The 17,731-nt window shown below is 71.0% G+C and carries 12 protein-coding genes; 6 read left to right on the forward strand and 6 right to left on the reverse strand.

What is annotated here, in order from left to right:
• Positions 1-5: 5 nt before the first annotated feature.
• Together EDD30_RS06345 and EDD30_RS06350 are read right to left on the reverse strand one after the other, a co-directional pair.
• Entirely contained in the window at positions 6-527 is a 522-nt protein-coding gene (locus EDD30_RS06345) for a hypothetical protein (protein WP_071802899.1), read from the reverse strand.
• On the reverse strand, positions 514-894 hold the full coding sequence (locus tag EDD30_RS06350; protein ID WP_071802900.1) for a hypothetical protein: 381 nt from the start codon (positions 892-894) through the stop codon (positions 514-516). The genes EDD30_RS06345 and EDD30_RS06350 overlap by 14 nt, the downstream gene beginning before the upstream one ends.
• A 631-nt stretch (positions 895-1,525) precedes the next feature.
• Here EDD30_RS06350 and EDD30_RS06355 point away from each other — a divergent pair.
• From EDD30_RS06355 to EDD30_RS06375, 5 genes are read left to right on the forward strand one after another with little or no spacing between them, the layout of a single operon-like run.
• Positions 1,526-8,638 carry an amino acid adenylation domain-containing protein gene (locus EDD30_RS06355; protein ID WP_071802901.1) on the forward strand — a complete coding sequence of 2,371 codons (7,113 nt, stop codon included), beginning with the start codon at positions 1,526-1,528 and terminating at the stop codon, positions 8,636-8,638.
• Positions 8,635-9,813: an FAD-dependent monooxygenase gene (locus EDD30_RS06360; protein WP_071802902.1), complete on the forward strand. Its 1,179-nt coding sequence runs from the start codon at positions 8,635-8,637 to the stop codon at positions 9,811-9,813. Before EDD30_RS06355 ends, EDD30_RS06360 begins: the two co-directional genes overlap by 4 nt.
• A 12-nt stretch (positions 9,814-9,825) precedes the next feature.
• A complete protein-coding gene (locus tag EDD30_RS06365) occupies positions 9,826-10,788 on the forward strand; it encodes a phytanoyl-CoA dioxygenase family protein (RefSeq protein WP_071802903.1) in 963 nt (320 codons plus the stop codon).
• A complete protein-coding gene (locus EDD30_RS06370; protein WP_123678114.1) occupies positions 10,785-12,167 on the forward strand; it encodes a phthiocerol/phthiodiolone dimycocerosyl transferase family protein in 1,383 nt (460 codons plus the stop codon). The genes EDD30_RS06365 and EDD30_RS06370 overlap by 4 nt, the downstream gene beginning before the upstream one ends.
• Before the next feature lie 31 nt (positions 12,168-12,198).
• Positions 12,199-13,062, forward strand: coding sequence for an SDR family NAD(P)-dependent oxidoreductase (locus EDD30_RS06375; protein WP_280526217.1), 864 nt, complete (start codon positions 12,199-12,201; stop codon positions 13,060-13,062).
• A gap of 21 nt (positions 13,063-13,083) precedes the next feature.
• On the opposite strand, the gene EDD30_RS38180 is transcribed toward EDD30_RS06375, so the two are convergent.
• Positions 13,084-13,707, reverse strand: a complete 624-nt coding sequence (locus EDD30_RS38180) for an FIMAH domain-containing protein (RefSeq protein ID WP_148088119.1) — start codon at positions 13,705-13,707, stop codon at positions 13,084-13,086.
• Positions 13,708-13,853: 146 nt separating this feature from the next.
• Here EDD30_RS38180 and EDD30_RS06385 point away from each other — a divergent pair, with 146 nt between their 5' ends.
• Complete coding sequence (locus EDD30_RS06385; RefSeq protein ID WP_143162531.1) at positions 13,854-15,038, forward strand: hypothetical protein; 1,185 nt, start codon at positions 13,854-13,856, stop codon at positions 15,036-15,038.
• Here the strand turns inward: EDD30_RS06385 and EDD30_RS06390 are convergent.
• Genes EDD30_RS06390 through EDD30_RS06400 form a run of 3 tightly spaced genes read right to left on the reverse strand, consistent with a single transcriptional unit; the run spans position 15,019 to position 17,731 of the window.
• Positions 15,019-16,191, reverse strand: a complete 1,173-nt coding sequence (locus EDD30_RS06390) for a glycosyltransferase (protein ID WP_071802908.1) — start codon at positions 16,189-16,191, stop codon at positions 15,019-15,021. The two genes, EDD30_RS06385 and EDD30_RS06390, sit on opposite strands and share 20 nt — an antisense overlap.
• Positions 16,188-17,099 carry a polysaccharide pyruvyl transferase family protein gene (locus EDD30_RS06395; RefSeq protein WP_071802909.1) on the reverse strand — a complete coding sequence of 304 codons (912 nt, stop codon included), beginning with the start codon at positions 17,097-17,099 and terminating at the stop codon, positions 16,188-16,190. The genes EDD30_RS06390 and EDD30_RS06395 overlap by 4 nt, the downstream gene beginning before the upstream one ends.
• Positions 17,093-17,731, reverse strand: a complete 639-nt coding sequence (locus tag EDD30_RS06400; protein WP_071802910.1) for a PIG-L deacetylase family protein — start codon at positions 17,729-17,731, stop codon at positions 17,093-17,095. Before EDD30_RS06400 ends, EDD30_RS06395 begins: the two co-directional genes overlap by 7 nt.

Consider the following 17,731-nt stretch of genomic DNA (forward strand, 5'->3'; position numbering starts at 1 on the left):
GATGATCAAATGGGATTGTCAGCGAAATGCTGATTCAGCAGCGAGGTTCCTTCGGGCACGAATTTCGAACAGACCAGGACGTGATCCCGACGATTCCTGGACTGCGCGGACATCAGCCGGCGCCAGGCCGACAGCAGGGTTTCCGGCAATGCGAAATCCTTGCGGGCCTGCTTGAATTCCGCCTTCAGCGACCGCAACAGCAGCAGCGTCACCTGGTGGTCCTGGTTGAGCTGACCGGAGAAGCCGGGGCTCAGCATCGGCGGGCTCATCGACGGCCGGATGACCCCCGTGTAGCTCTCCGGCCGGAAGCCGGCGGCGTATTTCATCGCCGCGGTGGCGGCGTCATAGAGCACCGCCAAGTCGGCGATCTCGGTCTCCAGCTCGCCCCACTCCGCCGCGCGGAGGGTGGCCTGAGCGCGTTGCATTCCGCTGTTCATCGTGATCAGGTACAGGTGGAACAGGTGGTGGCCGAGCTTCCAGCGGCGGATCGCGCGTTCGGTCTCCGGGTCCAGCTCAGCAGCCTTCACGGGCCGCCACCAGCTCATGTCGGCCGTCCCGCATCCGCGCGGGTCCGGCATCCGGCTCGGCACTGATGTCGATCCACTGCTGGAGGGCCTCATTGCCCATCAACAGCAGTCCATGCAGGAGGCTCTGGCGCTCCTCCGCCGTCAATCCGACGTCCGCCAGGTCGGCCAGGACCTTGCGCTGCACCTCGAGACAGGTCCTCGACCACTCCCGCAGCCCTATCCGATCGCGCTGGAGTCGGAAATAGCGGTCGTACTCCATGCTCGTGGACTGCCCGGTGACCTGATCGGGAACCCTGGAACTCGACGGGACGGCAATCGGCGCTACCAGCTCGAAGTCGGGACAGGAAATATCCTCGTGTGCGGCCATCGTTCCCCCGTGGTGTACTAAGTGCACTCGAACGATCATTCGCCTCGGCAGAGTTTAGGCGTCCCTCTTCGAGGACTGCTGTCACAAGCCCGACTACGCGATGGCCATAATCGGCGCCCGCCAATATGTGGGACGGATTTACCGGACTGAATGGGACACGGCCGCCACGGTCGAGGCAATTTCGGTCCATCCCGGCTTGCCGCCGGTCGCTGTCAGCGGGAGGGCAGGCCGGCAGACCGGACGGCAGCACCGGCGGCATGATGGTGCACCCGTCCGCGGCGCCTTCGTCGTACCCCTCCCCGCTGATCCGCTCCACAGCTCGACGGCCCGGCCGCGGACATCCCGCGCCGCCCCGCCTCCCGTGGCCGACCGGGCAGGCTCTGTTGTGGAGCAACCGACGACGCTACGGGAAGCCACTTCGACTAGCCACCTCGAGCGGCTGTTGGATCTGTCACCGGAGTCGATGAATGGCGGGGGTTCCCACCACCGCCGCGACGCACCTAAGGTCGTCAATGTTGCAGACACCCGATCGGTGTCCGCATTGCACCATGCTCCCCGGGCGACGGACGATTGCGGCGTTTCCCGCGGGTCACCGCACTGATGCTGGCCGGCTCACCATCCTGAGGATGTCATGAACGCCGAATCGTTGATTCCGCTAACCGCCTACCAACGCGATGTCTGGGCCGCGAGTTCGCACTTTCCGGGACTCCCGCGCTTCAATGTCGCAGCGACCGCTCGACTGGCGGGAAATGTGGACCTTGCGGTGCTCAAGGAGTGTTGCGAACGTGCCATCGCGCGCAACGACGCGTTCACACTCCGGTTCGGTGACCGTGACGGTGTCCCCGTCCAGTGGCGGCAGACCGAGCCGGCCCGGGTCGACATCCACGACTTCTCCGCCGCGCCGGACCCCGCGGCGCGATGCCGGTCCTGGATGGAGCGCGCGGCGCGCCGCCCGGTCGATCTCACCGGTCGGCGACTCTACGAACTGGCCCTGCTGCGGGAGAGCGACTCGGTCAGCCACCTCTACGGGACGGTGCACCACATCATCGTCGACGGCTGGGGAGCCGACCAGCTCGTACGGCAGATCCTCGCCGACTACGCGCACGCCGCGCGGACGGGCCGGGCCCTGGAGATCACGCCGGGCTCGTACCTGGCACACGTCGAGGAGCACGCGCGCTATCAGGGATCGGATCGGTGGGAGCGGGACCGGGACTTCTACCGAAGCACCTTCGCGGATGTCCGTCCGGCGCTGTTCCCGGCCAGGAACCCGGCCGCCGCCGGGGACGGCGCACGGCGCACCGACCGCCACACATTCATGATCGAGCGGGACCTGGTCGACCGGATCCGCCACCGGCAGACGTCCGTGTTCTCCTTTCTCACCGCGGCGCTGGCCACCTACCTGGCCCGGGTGCACCGCACGGAAGAGGTAGTGCTCGGTATTCCGCATCTCAACCGGCACAATGTCCGAGAAAAGCGGACCGTCGGCCATTTCGCGAACATGCTCCCGCTACGAGTGCCGGTACGTGGCACCATGTCGACGTCCGACATTGCGACGGAGATCGCCACGGCGACGGTCGCCACAAAACGCCACGAACGACTGTCGCTCGGCGACGTTCTCCGCGCATTGCCGTCGTCGGCGGAAGGGCCTCGCCGCCTGTTCGACGTCACCGTTTCGTATCTCCGGCTCGCCACCTCCGACGAGGTTCCCGGATTGTCGGTGGAGAAGGCCCAGCTCTCGCACGGGCACGACCAGGACGCCCTGACCGTATATATCAGGGAGTACGACGACAACGGCGCAGTCCGGGTCGACCTGGACTACGCACTCGACGTGTTCGACGAGGATTTCACCATCGCGTCCGCGGCCCGGCACCTCGAAACGCTGATCCGTCACGCGGTCGACGATCCGCATACGCCCGTTCGGGACCTGGCGATGATCTCCGGCGACGAGACCCACGACCTCGTGCGGCGCAACAACGACACGCGGAGGCCGTACCGGGCTGACGTGACACTCCACGCGCTGATCGCCGAGCAGGCCGCCCGGACGCCGGACCGCATCGCCGTCGCGGGGAACGGGACGGAGGGCGATCTCACCTACGCCGACCTCGACGCGCGCGCCACCGTCGTCGCCCGGGCACTGCGAGAGCGCGGCGTGCGGCCGGACGACCGGGTCGCCGTCCGGATCGAGCGCAGCCCCGGCCTCGTCGTCGCGCTGGTGGGCGTGCTCAAGGCGGGCGGGGCGTACGTGCCGATCGACCCGGGCTACCCGCCGGATCGGATCCAGTTCCTGCTGGCCGACAGCGGGGCCAAGGCGGTCCTGACCGCGCACGACCCCGCCCTGCGCCCCGACGCGGGGCCGGTGACGCCGCTCGCCGAGGCCGCGTCGCCGCACAGCCTCGCCTACGTGATCTACACCTCCGGTTCGACCGGGCGGCCCAAGGGCGTCATGATCGAGCACCACTCGGTGGTGAACCGCCTGGCCTGGATGCAGAGGCGCTACCCGATCGGCGCCGACGACGTCGTGCTGCAGAAGACACCCAGCTCCTTCGACGTGTCGGTCTGGGAACTGTTCTGGTGGGCGGTGGAAGGCGCCCGGGTGGCCCTTCTTCCACCGGGCGCCGAAAAGGAGCCGGGCCGGATCCTGCACGCCATCGCCGAGCACGGCGTGACGGTGCTCCACTTCGTACCGTCGCTGTTCGGTCCGTTTCTCGATCTTCTGGAGAGCTCGCCCGAGCGGCGCGCGGAGGCGGCATCGCTGCGCTACGTCTTCTGTAGCGGCGAGGCGCTACCGGCGACGCTGGTCGAGCGGTTCCACCGGGTGTTCGCCACCGCGGAGGCGCCACGGCTGGTGAACCTCTACGGCCCGACCGAGGCGACCGTCGACGTCTCCTCCTTCGACTGCCCGGCGGACGCGACACAGCCGGTACGCCGGGTGCCGATCGGCCGACCGATCGACAATCACCGGCTCTACGTGCTCGACCTCGACGACCGGCCGCAGCCGGCGGGCGTCGCCGGGGAGCTGTGCATCGCCGGCGCCGGCCTGGCCCGCGGATACCTCGGCCGCCCGGAGCTGACCCGGGAGAAGTTCGTCGACGACCCGTTCGACCCGGGCGAGCGCATGTACCGCACGGGCGACCTCGCCCGATGGCTCGCCGACGGGACTCTGGAGTATCTGGGCCGCATCGACGACCAGGTGAAGATCCGCGGTAACCGGGTCGAGCTGGGCGAGGTACAGAACGCCCTGTCGAGCGCGCCCGGGGTGGCCGGCGCGGTGGTCGTGGACCGGCGCACGGCGGCACGCGGCCTCCACCTCGTCGGCTACTACGTCGCCGCCGACGAGATCGATCCGGTCCTGCTCCGCGCCCACCTCGCGACCACGCTGCCGGAGTTCATGGTCCCGGCATACTTCGTACGGATCGACAGCATCCCGCTCACGCCGAACGGGAAGGCCGACCGGCGCGCCCTGCCGGAACCGTCGCTCTTCTACGCCGCACCCGAGGTGCGGCCCCGCACCGAAGTGGAGGCCACGCTCGCCGCGATCTGGTGCGACGTGCTCGAGACGAGCACCGTCGGGGTCCACGACAACTATTTCGGCCTCGGCGGCGACTCGATCCTCATGCTCCGCATCCGCGCCGCGGCCGCGCGCCGCGGACTGCACTTCGCGCTGACCGACCTCATCGCCCACCCCACTGTCGCGGAGCTGGCCACGCGCGTCACCACCACCGCGCCGGAGCGCGACGCACCCGCGCCGACCCCGTTCGCGCTGGTCGCGGGCGTCGACCGGGCTCGGCTGGCAGCGGCGCAGGATGCCTACCCGATGACCCGGCTCCAGCTCGGGATGCTGTTTCACAGCCGCGAGCACGACGACTCGGACGTCTACCACGACGTCTTCCGGTACACGCTCAAGCTGAACTGGGACGAGGCGGCCTTCCGCCGGGCCCGTGCGGGCCTGGTGGCCCGCCATCCCGTCCTGCGCTCGTCGTTGCACGTGGCCGACTTCTCCGAGCCGTTACAGGTCGTGCACCGCGACTCGGGGAGGACACTGGACGTCGTCGATCTGCGCTCGCACACCGCGACGGCGGCGGAGGCCGTGGTCCGGGAGCACATCGCCGCACGTCGCCACCATGGGTACGTCTTCGAGTCGCCCGAGCTGCACCTGCTCCGGGTGTTCGTCAGGCCCACCACCCTCGACCTCGTGTTCAGCTTCCACCACGCGATCCTGGACGGCTGGAGCGTCGCCAACCTGGTCGGTGAGCTCTTGCAGGACTACCTGCACGCGATCGGGATGAACATCGAGCCGGTCGCCGCGGCCGGCACGCCGTCGCCCGCCGCCTACGTGCGGGCCGAGCGGATTGCGCTGTCGGACGAGACGACCCGGCGGTACTGGCGGGACCGGCTGCACGGCGCCGCGCCCGCCCCGATCGAAAGCTTCCGACCCTACGAACCGCCCGGCGATGGCGCACCCGTCACCCGTCGCGTCCCGCTACCGGCCCGGCTCGACCGCGCGATCCGCCGCTTCGCCCACGACCACGCGCTTCCCCTCAAGTCGGTGCTGTTCGCGGCGCACTGCCTCACGCTGCGGCTGCTGACGGGTGGCGACGACGTGATCACCGGACTGGTCACGCACGGGCGGCCGGAGCAGCCGGACGCCGAGCGGCTGACCGGGCTGTTCCTCAACACCGTGCCGGGCCGGCTCGACCCCACGCCACGCAACTGGCTCGACACGGTACGCGCGGTGTTCGACCAGGAGAGGGAGGGCTACCCGTACCGGCGGTACCCCCTCAGCGCCATCCAGGCCGACCACGGCGCCGAGGTGCTGCAGACCGCCTTCAACTACGTCAACTTCCATCAGCTCACACCGCTGTTGGCGACCGCGGGCGTCGAGCTGTGCGACGTGGAGATCTGGGAACGTACCCACTTCGCGCTGCTGGTCAACGCGATCACCGACCCTCGCGACGGGCGCGTGCACCTGCGTATCGACGGCGATGGCCGTACCATCACCGCAGCGCAGGCCGATCTGTTCGGACGCCACTACCTGGAGATCCTGCGCCGGATCGTCGACCGTCCGCGCGAAGCCGCCGACCTGGCGTTTCTCACCACCACCGGCGGCGCCGACGTGGTGCGCTGGTTCGAACACCAGGCGCTGCAGAACCCCCGCGCGGTCGCCTTGTCCTTCTCCGGGTCCCCCGGGCAGCGATGGTCCTACGAGGAACTGGACGAGGCCGCGAACCGGGTAGCGCAGCGGCTCATCGAGCTCGGGCCACCCCCGGGCGCACGGGTCGGCATCGCGATGGACCGCTCGCCGGAGATGATCGCCGCCGTCCTCGGCATCGCGAAGGCGGGCGCCGCCTGCGTCCCGCTCGACGTCAGCTACCCGCCACAGCGCATCGCCGCCATGGTCGGCGTGGCCCGACCGTTCCGGATCATCGCGCACGCGCGGCACGCCCACCTCGTCGATGATCCGGCCCTGCTGCTGAGCGCCGAATCGGTGACCGCCGCCGGCACCGCCGGCGAACGACTCGCCCCGGCAGCGATCGCCCCGGAGAGCGTCGCCTACGTCCTGTTCACCTCCGGCTCCACCGGCGAGCCGAAGGGCGTGGCGATGCCGCACCGCGCGCTCGCCAACCTGGTCGCGTGGCAGAACCGCCGGGCCAGCGGCGCTCTCGGCGGGACCACGCTGCAGTTCGCGCCGCTCAGCTTCGACGTCTCCTTCCAGGAGATCTTCTCCACCCTGTGCGGCGGGGGCACCCTGCGGCTGGTCCACGAGGACGAGCGGCGTGACATGGCCCGCCTGCTCCGCCTGCTCGACCGCGACGGCGTCGAGCGGGTCTTCCTGCCGTACGTCGCCCTCCAGCAGCTCGCCGAGACGGCACAGGCCCTGGATGTTCATCCCCGGAAGCTGCGGGTCCTGGTCTCCTCCGGCGAACAGCTCCGGGTCACGACCGACATCCGCAAGCTGTGCCGCGCGCTGCCCGGCGCGATCCTGGAGAACCAGTACGGTCCGACCGAGACGCACGTCGTGACCGCCTACCCGATGAGCGGCGACCCGGATCGTTTCCCGGCTCAGCCGCCGATCGGGCAGGCCATCGACGGGGCCGAGGTCCACCTGCTCGACGCCGGGCTGCGCCCGGTGCCCGAGGGAGCGCGGGGAGAGATCTACGTGGGCGGTGCCTGCCTCGCCGAGGGCTACGAGGGCCGGCCGGACCTGACCCGCGAGCGCTTCGTCGCGCACCCCACCGGCCGCCTGTACCGCACCGGGGACCTCGGCCGCCGGCTGCCCGGCGGTGACATCGTCTGCCTCGACCGGGTCGACGCCCAGGTGAAGGTGCGCGGCTTCCGGGTGGAACCCGCCGAGGTCGAGCTGGCCATCCTGGGGCTCGCCGCACACCACCCCGGCATCCGGGAGGTGGCCGTGGTGGCGCGACGCCGGGACACCGAGGCGTATGTGGCCGCGTTCCTGGTCGGCGACGAATCGCGGGTCGACCTCGAGGATGTACGGCGGCAACTGCGCGCGTCGCTGCCCGACCACCTGGTTCCGGCGCGGTTCGCCTGGCTGCCCCGGCTGCCTCGGACCCCGAGCGGCAAGCGGGACGACGCGCGGTTGCGGGAGATCCCGCTGGCACCGGTGGCGGTCGGGGCGCAGCGTACGCCGCCGCGTGACGAATACGAGCGCGTCCTGGCCGACCTGGTCGCCGACCTGCTCCGGGTGCCCACGCCGGGCGCGCACGACGACTTCTTCGCCCTCGGTGGCACGTCCCTGAGCGCCATGCGGATCGTCGTCATGATCGAGAAGCGGTACGGCATGAACGTTCCACTGTCGGCGTTCGTGAAGGCCCCGACCATCGCCGAGCTGGCCGGCAGGCTTCGCGGCGGCGGTATGCCCACGGCCTTCGACCCACTCGTGCCGATCCGGACCGAAGGCAGCCGACCGCCGCTCTTCCTCGTCCACCCCATCGGCGGCAACGTCCTGTGCTACGTACGGCTGGCCCAGGCGCTGCCCGCGGACCAGCCGGTGTACGCGTTGCAGGCGGCGGGGACGGAGCCGGGGACCGAGCCGCTGCGCGACCTGCCCGCCCTCGCGCGCAGCTACCTGGACGCGGTCCGGCGGGTGCAGCCGGAGGGCCCCTACACGATCGGCGGCTGGTCGTTCGGCGGGTTCGTCGCGTACGAGATGGCCTGCCAGCTCCGGCGCGCGGGTGCGCAGGTGGACCACCTCGTCCTGCTCGACACGATCATCCCGACCGTGGACGGGCGCCCCTCCGTGCACCGGGACCTGCTGTTCGAGTGGTTCCTGTGGGAACTGCTGTGGCTCGCACGCGGTGGTGCCACCGCCGCGGCGACACTTCCCCCGGGACTCACCGACGACGAGGCGTTCGACGCCATCCTGCGGCACGCGGTCGACGCGGGCGTCCTGCCGGACGGGTGCTCGAGCGCCCACGTACGCCGCCTGTTCGGCGTGTTCGAGGCCAACTGGCAGGCACTGCTCAGCTATCGGCCGGAACCGGTCGACCAGGACCTGACGCTGCTGCGGGCCGGCGCGCCGCTGCCGGACGTGCTCGCTCCCGCGCACCGCGCGGTCGGCAGCATGCACCTCGACCCGACGAACGGCTGGTCGACCTGGACGACCGGCCGCGTCGACGTCGTGGACGTCCCCGGTGACCACCTGCAGATGATGGAGCCACCGCACATCACCACGGTCGCCCGGCGGATCCGCGACCTGACCTGCGCCCAGCGGAGCGCGCGGTGAGGCGGGACCGGCGGCCCAGGGTGATCGTCGTCGGCGCCGGGATCGGCGGGCTGACGGCGGCGGTCGCCCTGCGCCAGGTCGGCATCGACGTGGCGGTCTACGAGCGGGCGGAGGAGCTCCGCCCGGCCGGCACCGGGCTGTCGATCATGAGTAACGCGGTGTCCGCCCTGGGCACGCTCGGCATCGACCTGCACCTGGACAAGCGCGGCCGGGCCATCGAGACATTCCAGTTCCTCACCCGCGACGGCCGTCCCATCCGGTCGCTGCCGCTGAAGGAGATCGGCGACCGGCTCGGCGCGCCGAGCATCACCATCGGCCGCGCCGACCTGCAACAGGCGCTGCTCGACCGCCTCGACGGCCGACCGGTCGAGCTGGGCGCCACCGTGACCGGCTTCGAGGCCACCGCGGACGGCGTCCGCGTCGCGTTCGCGGACGGCCGCGAGGCACACGGCGACGCGCTCCTCGGCGCCGACGGACTCCACTCGGTGATCCGCCGCCAGATCGCCGGTCCCACACGGCTCCGCGAGCCGGGATACGTGTGCTGGCTGGCGGTCGTACCCTTGCGCCACGAGCGGCTTGCCGACGGGGCGGTCCGCCACTACTGGGGGGCGGGGCAGCGGTTCGGGCTGATCGACATCGGCCACGGACGGGTCTACTGGTGGGGCACGAAGAACATGCCGGCCGCGGAGGCCCGCGGGTGGCACGGCGGCAAGGACGAGATCGCGCGGGCGTACGCCGGCTGGGCCGACGAGGTGGGCGAGGCCATCCGGGTCACCCCGGCCGAGGCGATCGTCAGCGTCCCCGCGCAGGACCGGCCCTTCCTCGACCGGTGGGGAACCGGCCCGGTCACCCTGCTCGGCGACGCGGCACACCCGATGCTGACCAGCCTGGGCCAGGGCGCGGGCACCGCGATGGAGGACGCGGTCGTGCTGGCCGGCAGCCTCGCCGAGGCCGGCGACGTACCGCAGGCCCTGCGCCGCTACGAGAGCCGCCGCCGGTCACGGGCCCGGCGGATGGTGCGGACGTCCCGCGCCGTCAGCCTGATCGAGCAGTTGGAACGTCCCCTGCCGAGGCGGTTGCGGGATGCGTACTTCCGGTGGGTGCCCGCCCCCGTGCTCTACCGGCAGAACGAATCCGTCCTGACCTTCCGGGCCCCATTCACTGGTTCTCGATGACTGGAATCTGCCATGACCGGTACCCTGCCCAGCACACCACACCGCGATCTCACCGCCGGAGAACTGGCGACGCTGGATCGCGACGGGGTGATCTGCGTCCGTGAGGTGCTCGACGCGCAGTGGGTCGCACACCTCCGGATCGCCCTCGACGAGGCCGCCGCCAGGCCGACGCTGTCGGGCCGCTTCCTGTCGCGGCGCAAGAAGGGCCTCTACCACGACATGTTCGTCTGGTTGAAGCACGACAAGATCCGCGAGCTGTGGTTCCATTCGCCGCTGGCCCGGTTCGCCGCGCAGGCTCTGCGCGCCGAGCGGGTCAACCTGTTCTACGAGGACGTCTTCTGCAAGAAGCCGGGCAGCACGATGCCCACGCCCTGGCACCAGGACATGAGCGCGTGGCCGATCACCGGTCAGCAGATCATCAACGTCTGGGTCCCGGTCGACGCGGTCAGCCGCGAGAACAGCGCCCTCGAGTTCGTCCGCGGTTCGCACCGCTGGGGCAAGGACTACCGGGTGGAGTCGGCCACCTCCGACGCCATCCTGCTCACCAACGAGGATCTCGAGTGGGCCCCGGACATCGAAGGCGACCGCGACGCGTTCGACATCGTCCAGTGGGACATGCAGCCCGGCGACGCACTGTTCTTCAGCCCGCGTCTCCTGCACGGTTCCCGGGGAAACCCGTCACGCGACAGGGGCCGCCGGGCGATCTCGTTGCGGTTCACCGGCGAGGACATCCGCTACGACCCCCGCCCGCACACCATGCCCCTGCTGTTCGCGCACGGGCTGGCCGAGGGGGATCCGATGGGCGGCCCGCTGTTCCCGGAGATCCTGCCCGACCCGCCGGCGGACCTGGGACGGTCGAGGCCGTCGTACGACCTCGGCGCGCTGCTGGCCTACGTCGGTGACCACGTCCGCTCGGAGACGGTTCGTCTGGTCCGCCCCCAGCGGTTCCGGCGCGGCCCCGGGACGATGCGATGAGCACCTCCGCGGGAGAACACACCGACCCGGACGTCCGGCGGCCGCTGAGCCCGCTCGAACGGTGGTACTGGATCGCCGACCAGATCTCCCCGCTCCACGTGATCGCCCGGGTCCGGCTGCACGGACACTTCGCGCCGGAGCTGGCACGACGCTCGCTCGACGGGTTGCAGGCCCGGCACCCGCTGCTGCGGGTCGCGATCGCCACCGATGCCGGCCGGCCGGCGGCCTTCGTGCCGTGCGCCGGCACCATCCCGCTGCGGGAGGTCACGACGACGGACGCGGACGCGGAGACGCGGTGGCAGCAGGAGATCAACGACCGGGAGCTGGTCGACCGGCTCGACTGGCGCACCGGGCCGCTTCTGCGCGCCGTCGTCGTCACCCGGGGCGACGAGGTCCACGACCTCGTTCTGACGCTCGCGCACTGCATCGCCGACGGCACCACCGCGCTCTCGCTGCTCCAGCAGTGGATCCGGATCGCCGACGGGTACCGGTCGGGCGCCGGCGCGCCGGCCCGCGCCCGGAGCCTGCCCGCGCCGGAGGACTTGTTCCCGCGCCGCCACCGCGGCACGAGCGGCGCCCTCGCCGTCGTCCGCGCCCAGTTGCGTGACCAGATCGCGAGGGTGCGGTGGCGGCCCCGGCGGATCGCGGCCAGCGCGGCGGTGCCGTTCGACCGCCGGCGCACCGGGTTCATCCACCGGTCGCTGTCCGCCGCGCAGGTCGACGCGCTCGCCGACGTGTGCCGGCGGGAGGGCGCGACCGTGCACGGAGCACTCGCCGCGGCAATGGCGGCCGCCGTCGCCGAGGATGCCGGCAGCGGCGCGGACGGGCATGTCGTCGTCGGTTCGCCCGTCGACTTCCGAGGGGAGCTGGATCCCCCGGTGTCGCCGGACGAGGTCGGCGCGTACGTGGCGACGATACCGTCGTACGTTCCCCACCGCCCGGGCGCGCCGCTGTGGCCGGCGGCCCGCGCCGTCAGCGACGACCTCGCCCGACGGCGACGGCGCGGCGAGCACCTCTCCATGATCGGTCTGCTGCGCTGGCTGGGGCCGCCCGACCTGGCCGCGAGCACCCCGTTCGTCCGCCAGGTGGAGCGGCAGGGACCGGGCAATCTGTGCCTGTCGAACCTCGGCCGCCACCAGTTCCCGGACGAGCTCGGCCCGTGGCGCCTGTCCGGCGCGCAGTTCGTCGCCGGCATCTCCGTCTCCGGCTACTTCGTGGCCACCGTGAACACCACCCACGACCACCTGTTCTGGAACTTCACGTACGTCGACGGCATCGTGCCCCGCGCCCGCGCGGAACGGCTGGCGGACGCGTGCGTCACCACACTGTTGTCCGCCGTGGCGGCGGACCCGCACCGAGGAAGGACCCACGTTGTCTAAGCAGGTCGTCGGGCAAGGCCGCACGGTCCTCGTGTCGGGTGCGTCCACCGGACTGGGCCGTGCGTGCGCTCGCCACTTGGATCAGCTCGGTTTTCACGTCTTCGCCGGCGTCCGCCGATCGGCCGACGCCGAGGCGCTCCAGGCCGCGTCGTCGGCCCGGCTGCGCCCCGTCATGCTCGATGTGACCCGCGAGGAGTCCGTCGCACAGGCCGCGGCGCTGGTGTCGGACCAGGTCGGCGACCATGGCCTGTGGGGGCTGGTCAACAACGCCGGCATCTGCGTCTCGGCACCGCTGGAATGCGTGGCTCCTGCGCAGTTGCGCCACCAGTTGGAGACCAACCTGATCGGCCACCACGCGGTGATCCGGGCCGTCCTGCCCCTGGCGCGCATGGCCCGCGGGCGGATCGTGAACGTCAGTTCCGGTCTCGGCCGGATCGCCAGCCCGTACCTGGGCGCCTATGCCGCGTCGCAGTTCGCCAAGGAGGGCTACAGCGATGCCCTCCGTCGGGAGCTGCGGCCCTTCGGCGTCCACGTCTCGGTCGTCGAACCGGGTGCGATCAGGACGCCGATCTGGGAGAAGGTGTCCGAGGTGGGACACCGGACCCTCGACGGGGCGCCAGAGGATGTCGCCGAGCTGTATCGCGAATCCTTCCTGCGGTTCCTGGAGGGCAACGATCGGCGGGCCAGGGCGAGCGCCACCCGGCCGGAAGGGTTCGCCGACGCCGTCGCGCACGCGATGACCGCCCGGCGCCCGAAGTCACGGTACCGCGTGGGCCGCGACTCGCGGCTCACGAGCGTGCTGGCCCGGGTCCTTCCCGACAAGGTCCTGGATGCGGCCTTCGCCACCATCGTCGGTCACGTGCCGCCGGCACAGGCGACCGCTCCGCGAAGGTAGCTGTGGTGCCGGGGATACGGGTCAGGAAAGCTGGCCGAGGAGCGGTGCCAGCGCTTCTCCGATCGCCTGATAGTCCTGTTCGGAAATTTCGCCGTCTTCGCGGAGATCGATGAGCTTTTCGGCAAATTCGATGAGCTTTTGGCGGGTCTTCCGGGGTTTGTCCTGAGCGAGCTGGTTCGCGGTCTCCTCCAGGCGTTGGCTGAGCTCGTCGCCGGCGTCCGGCGACAGCTTCCCGTTGTTGACCAGTCCTCGGACGGTGGCCTGCAACCCCGCCAGGAGCTCGGCCGGGCGAGGGACGGTTCGAGGTGAGCGTTGCGGGGACGACGCCCTCGCGGATGGCGACGGTGCACCTGTGGAGGTCGAGTCGGCTTCCGGCGTAGTCGGCGCGGATGCCGGTGCTTCGGTGGCCGCAGCGGCCGGGGGTGCGGACGCCGTCTTGTGCCCCGTATCCCATACCGTGACGGCGGCGACAGCGGTCGTGACCGCCGCGCCCACCACGGCGACCCACATGTACCAGCGTGACCGGTCTGGGCCGGTCCGTCGGTGCCCGACCACGTCCAGCGGTTGCGTTGCGGCGCCGATGATGGGAAGCGGCGCCGTCGGCGAGTCAGGACGAGGCTGACCGGGCGAGGGTGCGGCTGACATGGCGGCCATCATGCCAGAGCACGACGGCATATCCGATAGGCGGAACGGCCGCCCGCCGGTCACGCCTACGGGCTGTTCCGCGGAGGTATTCTCCGAGGATCGCCGAAGCCGCGCCGGAAGGCGGTCCGATGCACGTTGACCGGATCATGACAGAGGCCTCTGACCGCTCGCTGATCCTCCGGGCCGATGTGCACTTCGAGACTCACTGGGTGTGGGGCGACGAGCCCTTCCGTCTGTGGTACCGCTACCCGCCCGAATTCTCGCCCTGGCTGAGCGCCGGCAACGGCGACCCGTTCGTCGCCGCCCTGCTCGGCGTCGCCATGCGTCTCGGCGAGGACCTGCACATCGACGCCGACGTCTCGCCGCGGCTCCATCGGCACGCGGCTACCACGATTCAGGACATCTGGACCCGGTGGCACGCCGACTTCCAGCGCGTACGCCTGCACTGTGGCGTGGGCGCACCCCGGATGCCGGAGCGGGAGCACCGGCGGGGGTTGTTCTTCTCCCTGGGCGTGGACTCGGCGTACTGCCTGGCGAAGAACCGTCACGGCGGTCCCGTCGTGGAGGACCGCATCGACGACCTCATCATGATCGAGGGCTTCGACGTCTACCTGTGGGAGTCGGAGCGGTTCCCACCCATGGTCGCGGCGGCCGAGCGGGTGGCCGCCGCCACGGGCGCGCGCGTCGTGCCTGTCACGACGAATCTGCGCGAGGTCACCGACAGGGTGGTCGACTGGGTCACCATGCACTTCGCGGCCGGCCTGGCCAGCACGGTGCTCGGTATCGGCGGCGCTTACGACGCCGTGCACCTCGCCGCCTCGTTCACCTACGACAATCTCTTCCCCGGCGGCTCGCACCCCCTCTTGGACCCGCTGTGGGGCACCGAGGGCGTGACCATCGTGCATGACGGCTGCGAGGCCGGCCGCATGGACAAGATCAGGGTTCTCGCCGACCCGGAGTACCAGGTGCTGCTGGACAACCTGCGGGTCTGCAACACCGGTGAGCTGACCGACGCCTACAACTGCGGACACTGCGAGAAGTGTGTCCGGACGATGATCGCGCTGCGGGCGGTAGGAGCCCTGGACCGGTGCGCCTCCCTGCCGTCCACGATCGACGTCGAGCGCCTCGCGGGCTTTCCGCTGCGGCCGGAGTACCACATCACCGCCTATCAGGAATTGCTCGACGCGCTGGGGGACGACGAGCTCGACCGGCGGTTGCGCGGCGTACTGGAGGACAGGCTGCGGTTGTGCGCGGAGGCCGGTACGGCCATAGGCCTCCAGGTAGCCGCCCCGGAACCGGCTTCCCCGGTGGTCAGGCGTCCAGGTCGCTGAGCAGTCGCCGCAGCACCCCACTCGCACCGAAGTAGTCCTCCGCCACCCGCCGGGCCGCCGTGGCGTGCCGGTCGTAGTCGCCTTCCACCCGGCACACCGCCTCCGCGGCTTCCTCCGGACACGTGAACACGAGGATGCCCTCCCCCACGGGCAGAGCGGCCGGGAGACCGGTCTGCTGGACCACGACAGGTCTTCCGGCCGCCAGGTAGCAGGCGGAACGGGTGCTGAACCAACCGGTCCGCAGTGCGGTGTAGACCTCCTTGACCGGGGTCAGCTCGCCACGGGAACCGCCGATGAAATCACGGTAACTCCGCGCACTGATCGTCATGGCGGGCGCGTCGACCACCTGCCAGCCGTACGCCCGCAGCCTGTCACCCGGCGCGCCGAGGCCGCCCAACGCCACCCGTACCGGCACCGGCACCCGCCGGGGCAGGTCGATGAGGCGCTCGAACTCGGCGTCCTTGCTGCGGTACTCGACCCCGTCGAGCACGATGCGGTGGCCGAAGGCGTTCCAGGTCGTGACCGTCGACCACGGGGCACCGCGGGGCACCGGAGGCAGGTCCCGCCACAGCGCGGTGACCACCGGCATCCGGGTGGTACGCCACGGGAAGTCGTCGACCGGTACGCGACATTGCGCGCCGCCGAGGTTCTCGCCGTACGTGAAGAACCGGTCGTGGCTGGTGATGGCCCACGGCCCGGAGTCGTCGGCCCACGCCAGCCGCTGCCGCAGCATGATCTGGTTGACGCCGGGATCGGTGTCGACGAACACCCGTGCGGCGCCGGCCGGCAGTTCCTCCGGGACGGCGCTGCCCCCGCTGATGTTGAGGAACACGTCGGCCGTGCGCGCCACGCGGCGGAACGCGGTCGCGCTCATCCCGTGGTGTTCGGCGGCCAGATGCACGTAGTGCCACCGCTCGGCGAGCTCCGGAGCCCAGTCGGCGAGGAATCCGGCGATGAAGGCGGCGGAGTACGTCCCGTCCGCGCTGAAGGTCACGTCGACCGGCTGGTAGGGCCACCGCCAGGTGTCCTCGTGGTAGTACACGTCGTGGCCGAGCCGGGCCAGGCCGATCATGTACTGCAGGTAGTCCCAGGCGACCCCGCCCAGCGGGTACAACCCGACGAGTCCGCTGACGACGATGCGCAACCGGTTCACGGCCGCCTCGCCGCAAGGTCGCGCACCCGTGCTCCGATGTGCCGGTGGGCCCGCCGCGCACGGGCCAGGGCCGGCGCCGCGTCGGGCTGCTCGTCGAGGTGGCACAGCAGTTCCGGCACGCGGTCCACCTGCTCCTGCGGAAGTACCCAGTCGCCGAGCCCGGCCGCCGTCATGAACGACTCGATCTTCCAGTCGCCGGACACGGCCACCACCCTGCGGCCGGTGGCCACGGCGATGATGCAGCCGTGCAGCCGCGAGGTCACCACGACGTCGGACCAGCGGTAGAGGTCCAGGACACGCTCCAGGCCCGCGGCGTCACCGTCGCGGTGCAGGTTGTTGGTCTCCCGGTACGCCCGTCCCGTCCGCGCCGCGAACCGGACGGCGGCACGGCCCATCGCCTCGTACTCCGCCTCGCCGACGGTGGTGAGGTTGTCGACGTGCAGCACTCCCCAGCCGTGCCGCCGGGATCGGCGCAGCATGAGCACGCTCGGGCAGCTCACCGCGGAGGGCAGTCGCGGGCCGCCGAGCAGCCTGCGGGTGTGTTCATCGCGAACCCGGCACAGGAGCGCGCGGCCGGCGACTGCACGCGGCAGGTCCGGGTCCAGGCGTGAGTCCTCCCGCTTCAGGTCGACCGCGCCCAGGCCCCACAGGCAGTAGCGCAACCGGTCCGACAGAGCCGCCAGTCCCGTCCACAACGGCGCGAAGTAGTCCATCAGCAGCCCACCCCCGCCGATCACCACCAGGTCGTCGGGACCGGCACGCTTCAGGACGTGCAGCGTCCGCCGTACGAATGGGGCGTCGCACAGGTGGGATACGACCCGTACGCCGACGAGCTGGCTCTGGATGCCCTGGGCGGCCAGCCAGTCGCCGGCGTTGGACCGGTTGGCGAAGACGTGGTGGATCACCACCGTGGCTCCCGGTAGGCCTCGGCGTAGTCGCCACCCGGCCAGTTGTGCATCTCGCCGCGGTAGCGGGCCAGCCCGGCGAGTGCGTCGTCGAACCGCAGCACCCGGCACTGACTGGCATAGAGCCGGATCGCGGCCAGCTTGGTGTCGATCACCGGCGAGATGTCGACGAGTTCGTCCAAGTCAGCGAGCGGAGTCCACACCTCGAACATGAGTACCCGGAAAGGCTCGACGGCGCCGTTGAGCCGGGTGGTCGCACCGTGCACCAGCCGGGCGGCGGCACGGTGGTCGGGATGCTGCTCACCGTCGTGCGGCACGTAGATCACCTCCGGCTGGAAATCGCTGATCAGCTCGCGCAGTCGCGCCACGAGGCTGCGGGTGGCGGTCAGCCGGCCGTCGGGCAGCCGCCAGAACTCGATGCCGGCCAGGCCGAGAGCCGCGGCCGCGGCCTGCGCCTCCGCCTCGCGCACGCGCCGGGTCTCGGCCGGGTCGAGGCCGTGCCCGCCGGCTTCTCCGGAGGTGAGGAAGACGACGCGCACCTGGGCGCCCGCGAGGGCGTGCAGCCGCAGCGCCCCGCCGCATCCGACGGTCTCGTCGTCCGGGTGCGGGCTCACCACGAGAATCCGCCGTGCCAT

The sequence above is a fragment of the Couchioplanes caeruleus genome (assembly GCF_003751945.1).
Taxonomy (GTDB): domain Bacteria; phylum Actinomycetota; class Actinomycetes; order Mycobacteriales; family Micromonosporaceae; genus Actinoplanes; species Actinoplanes caeruleus.

Bases quoted from the DNA above. Each gene is read 5' to 3' on its own strand.
- EDD30_RS06365 (WP_071802903.1), top strand. From the start codon at position 9,826: ATGACCGGTACCCTGCCCAGCACACCACACCGCGATCTCACCGCCGGA.
- EDD30_RS38180 (WP_148088119.1), bottom strand. From the start codon at position 13,707: ATGTCAGCCGCACCCTCGCCCGGTCAGCCTCGTCCTGACTCGCCGACG.
- EDD30_RS06370 (WP_123678114.1), top strand. From the start codon at position 10,785: ATGAGCACCTCCGCGGGAGAACACACCGACCCGGACGTCCGGCGGCCG.
- EDD30_RS06350 (WP_071802900.1), bottom strand. From the start codon at position 894: ATGGCCGCACACGAGGATATTTCCTGTCCCGACTTCGAGCTGGTAGCG.
- EDD30_RS06355 (WP_071802901.1), top strand. From the start codon at position 1,526: ATGAACGCCGAATCGTTGATTCCGCTAACCGCCTACCAACGCGATGTC.
- EDD30_RS06385 (WP_143162531.1), top strand. From the start codon at position 13,854: ATGACAGAGGCCTCTGACCGCTCGCTGATCCTCCGGGCCGATGTGCAC.
- EDD30_RS06400 (WP_071802910.1), bottom strand. From the start codon at position 17,731: ATGGCACGGCGGATTCTCGTGGTGAGCCCGCACCCGGACGACGAGACC.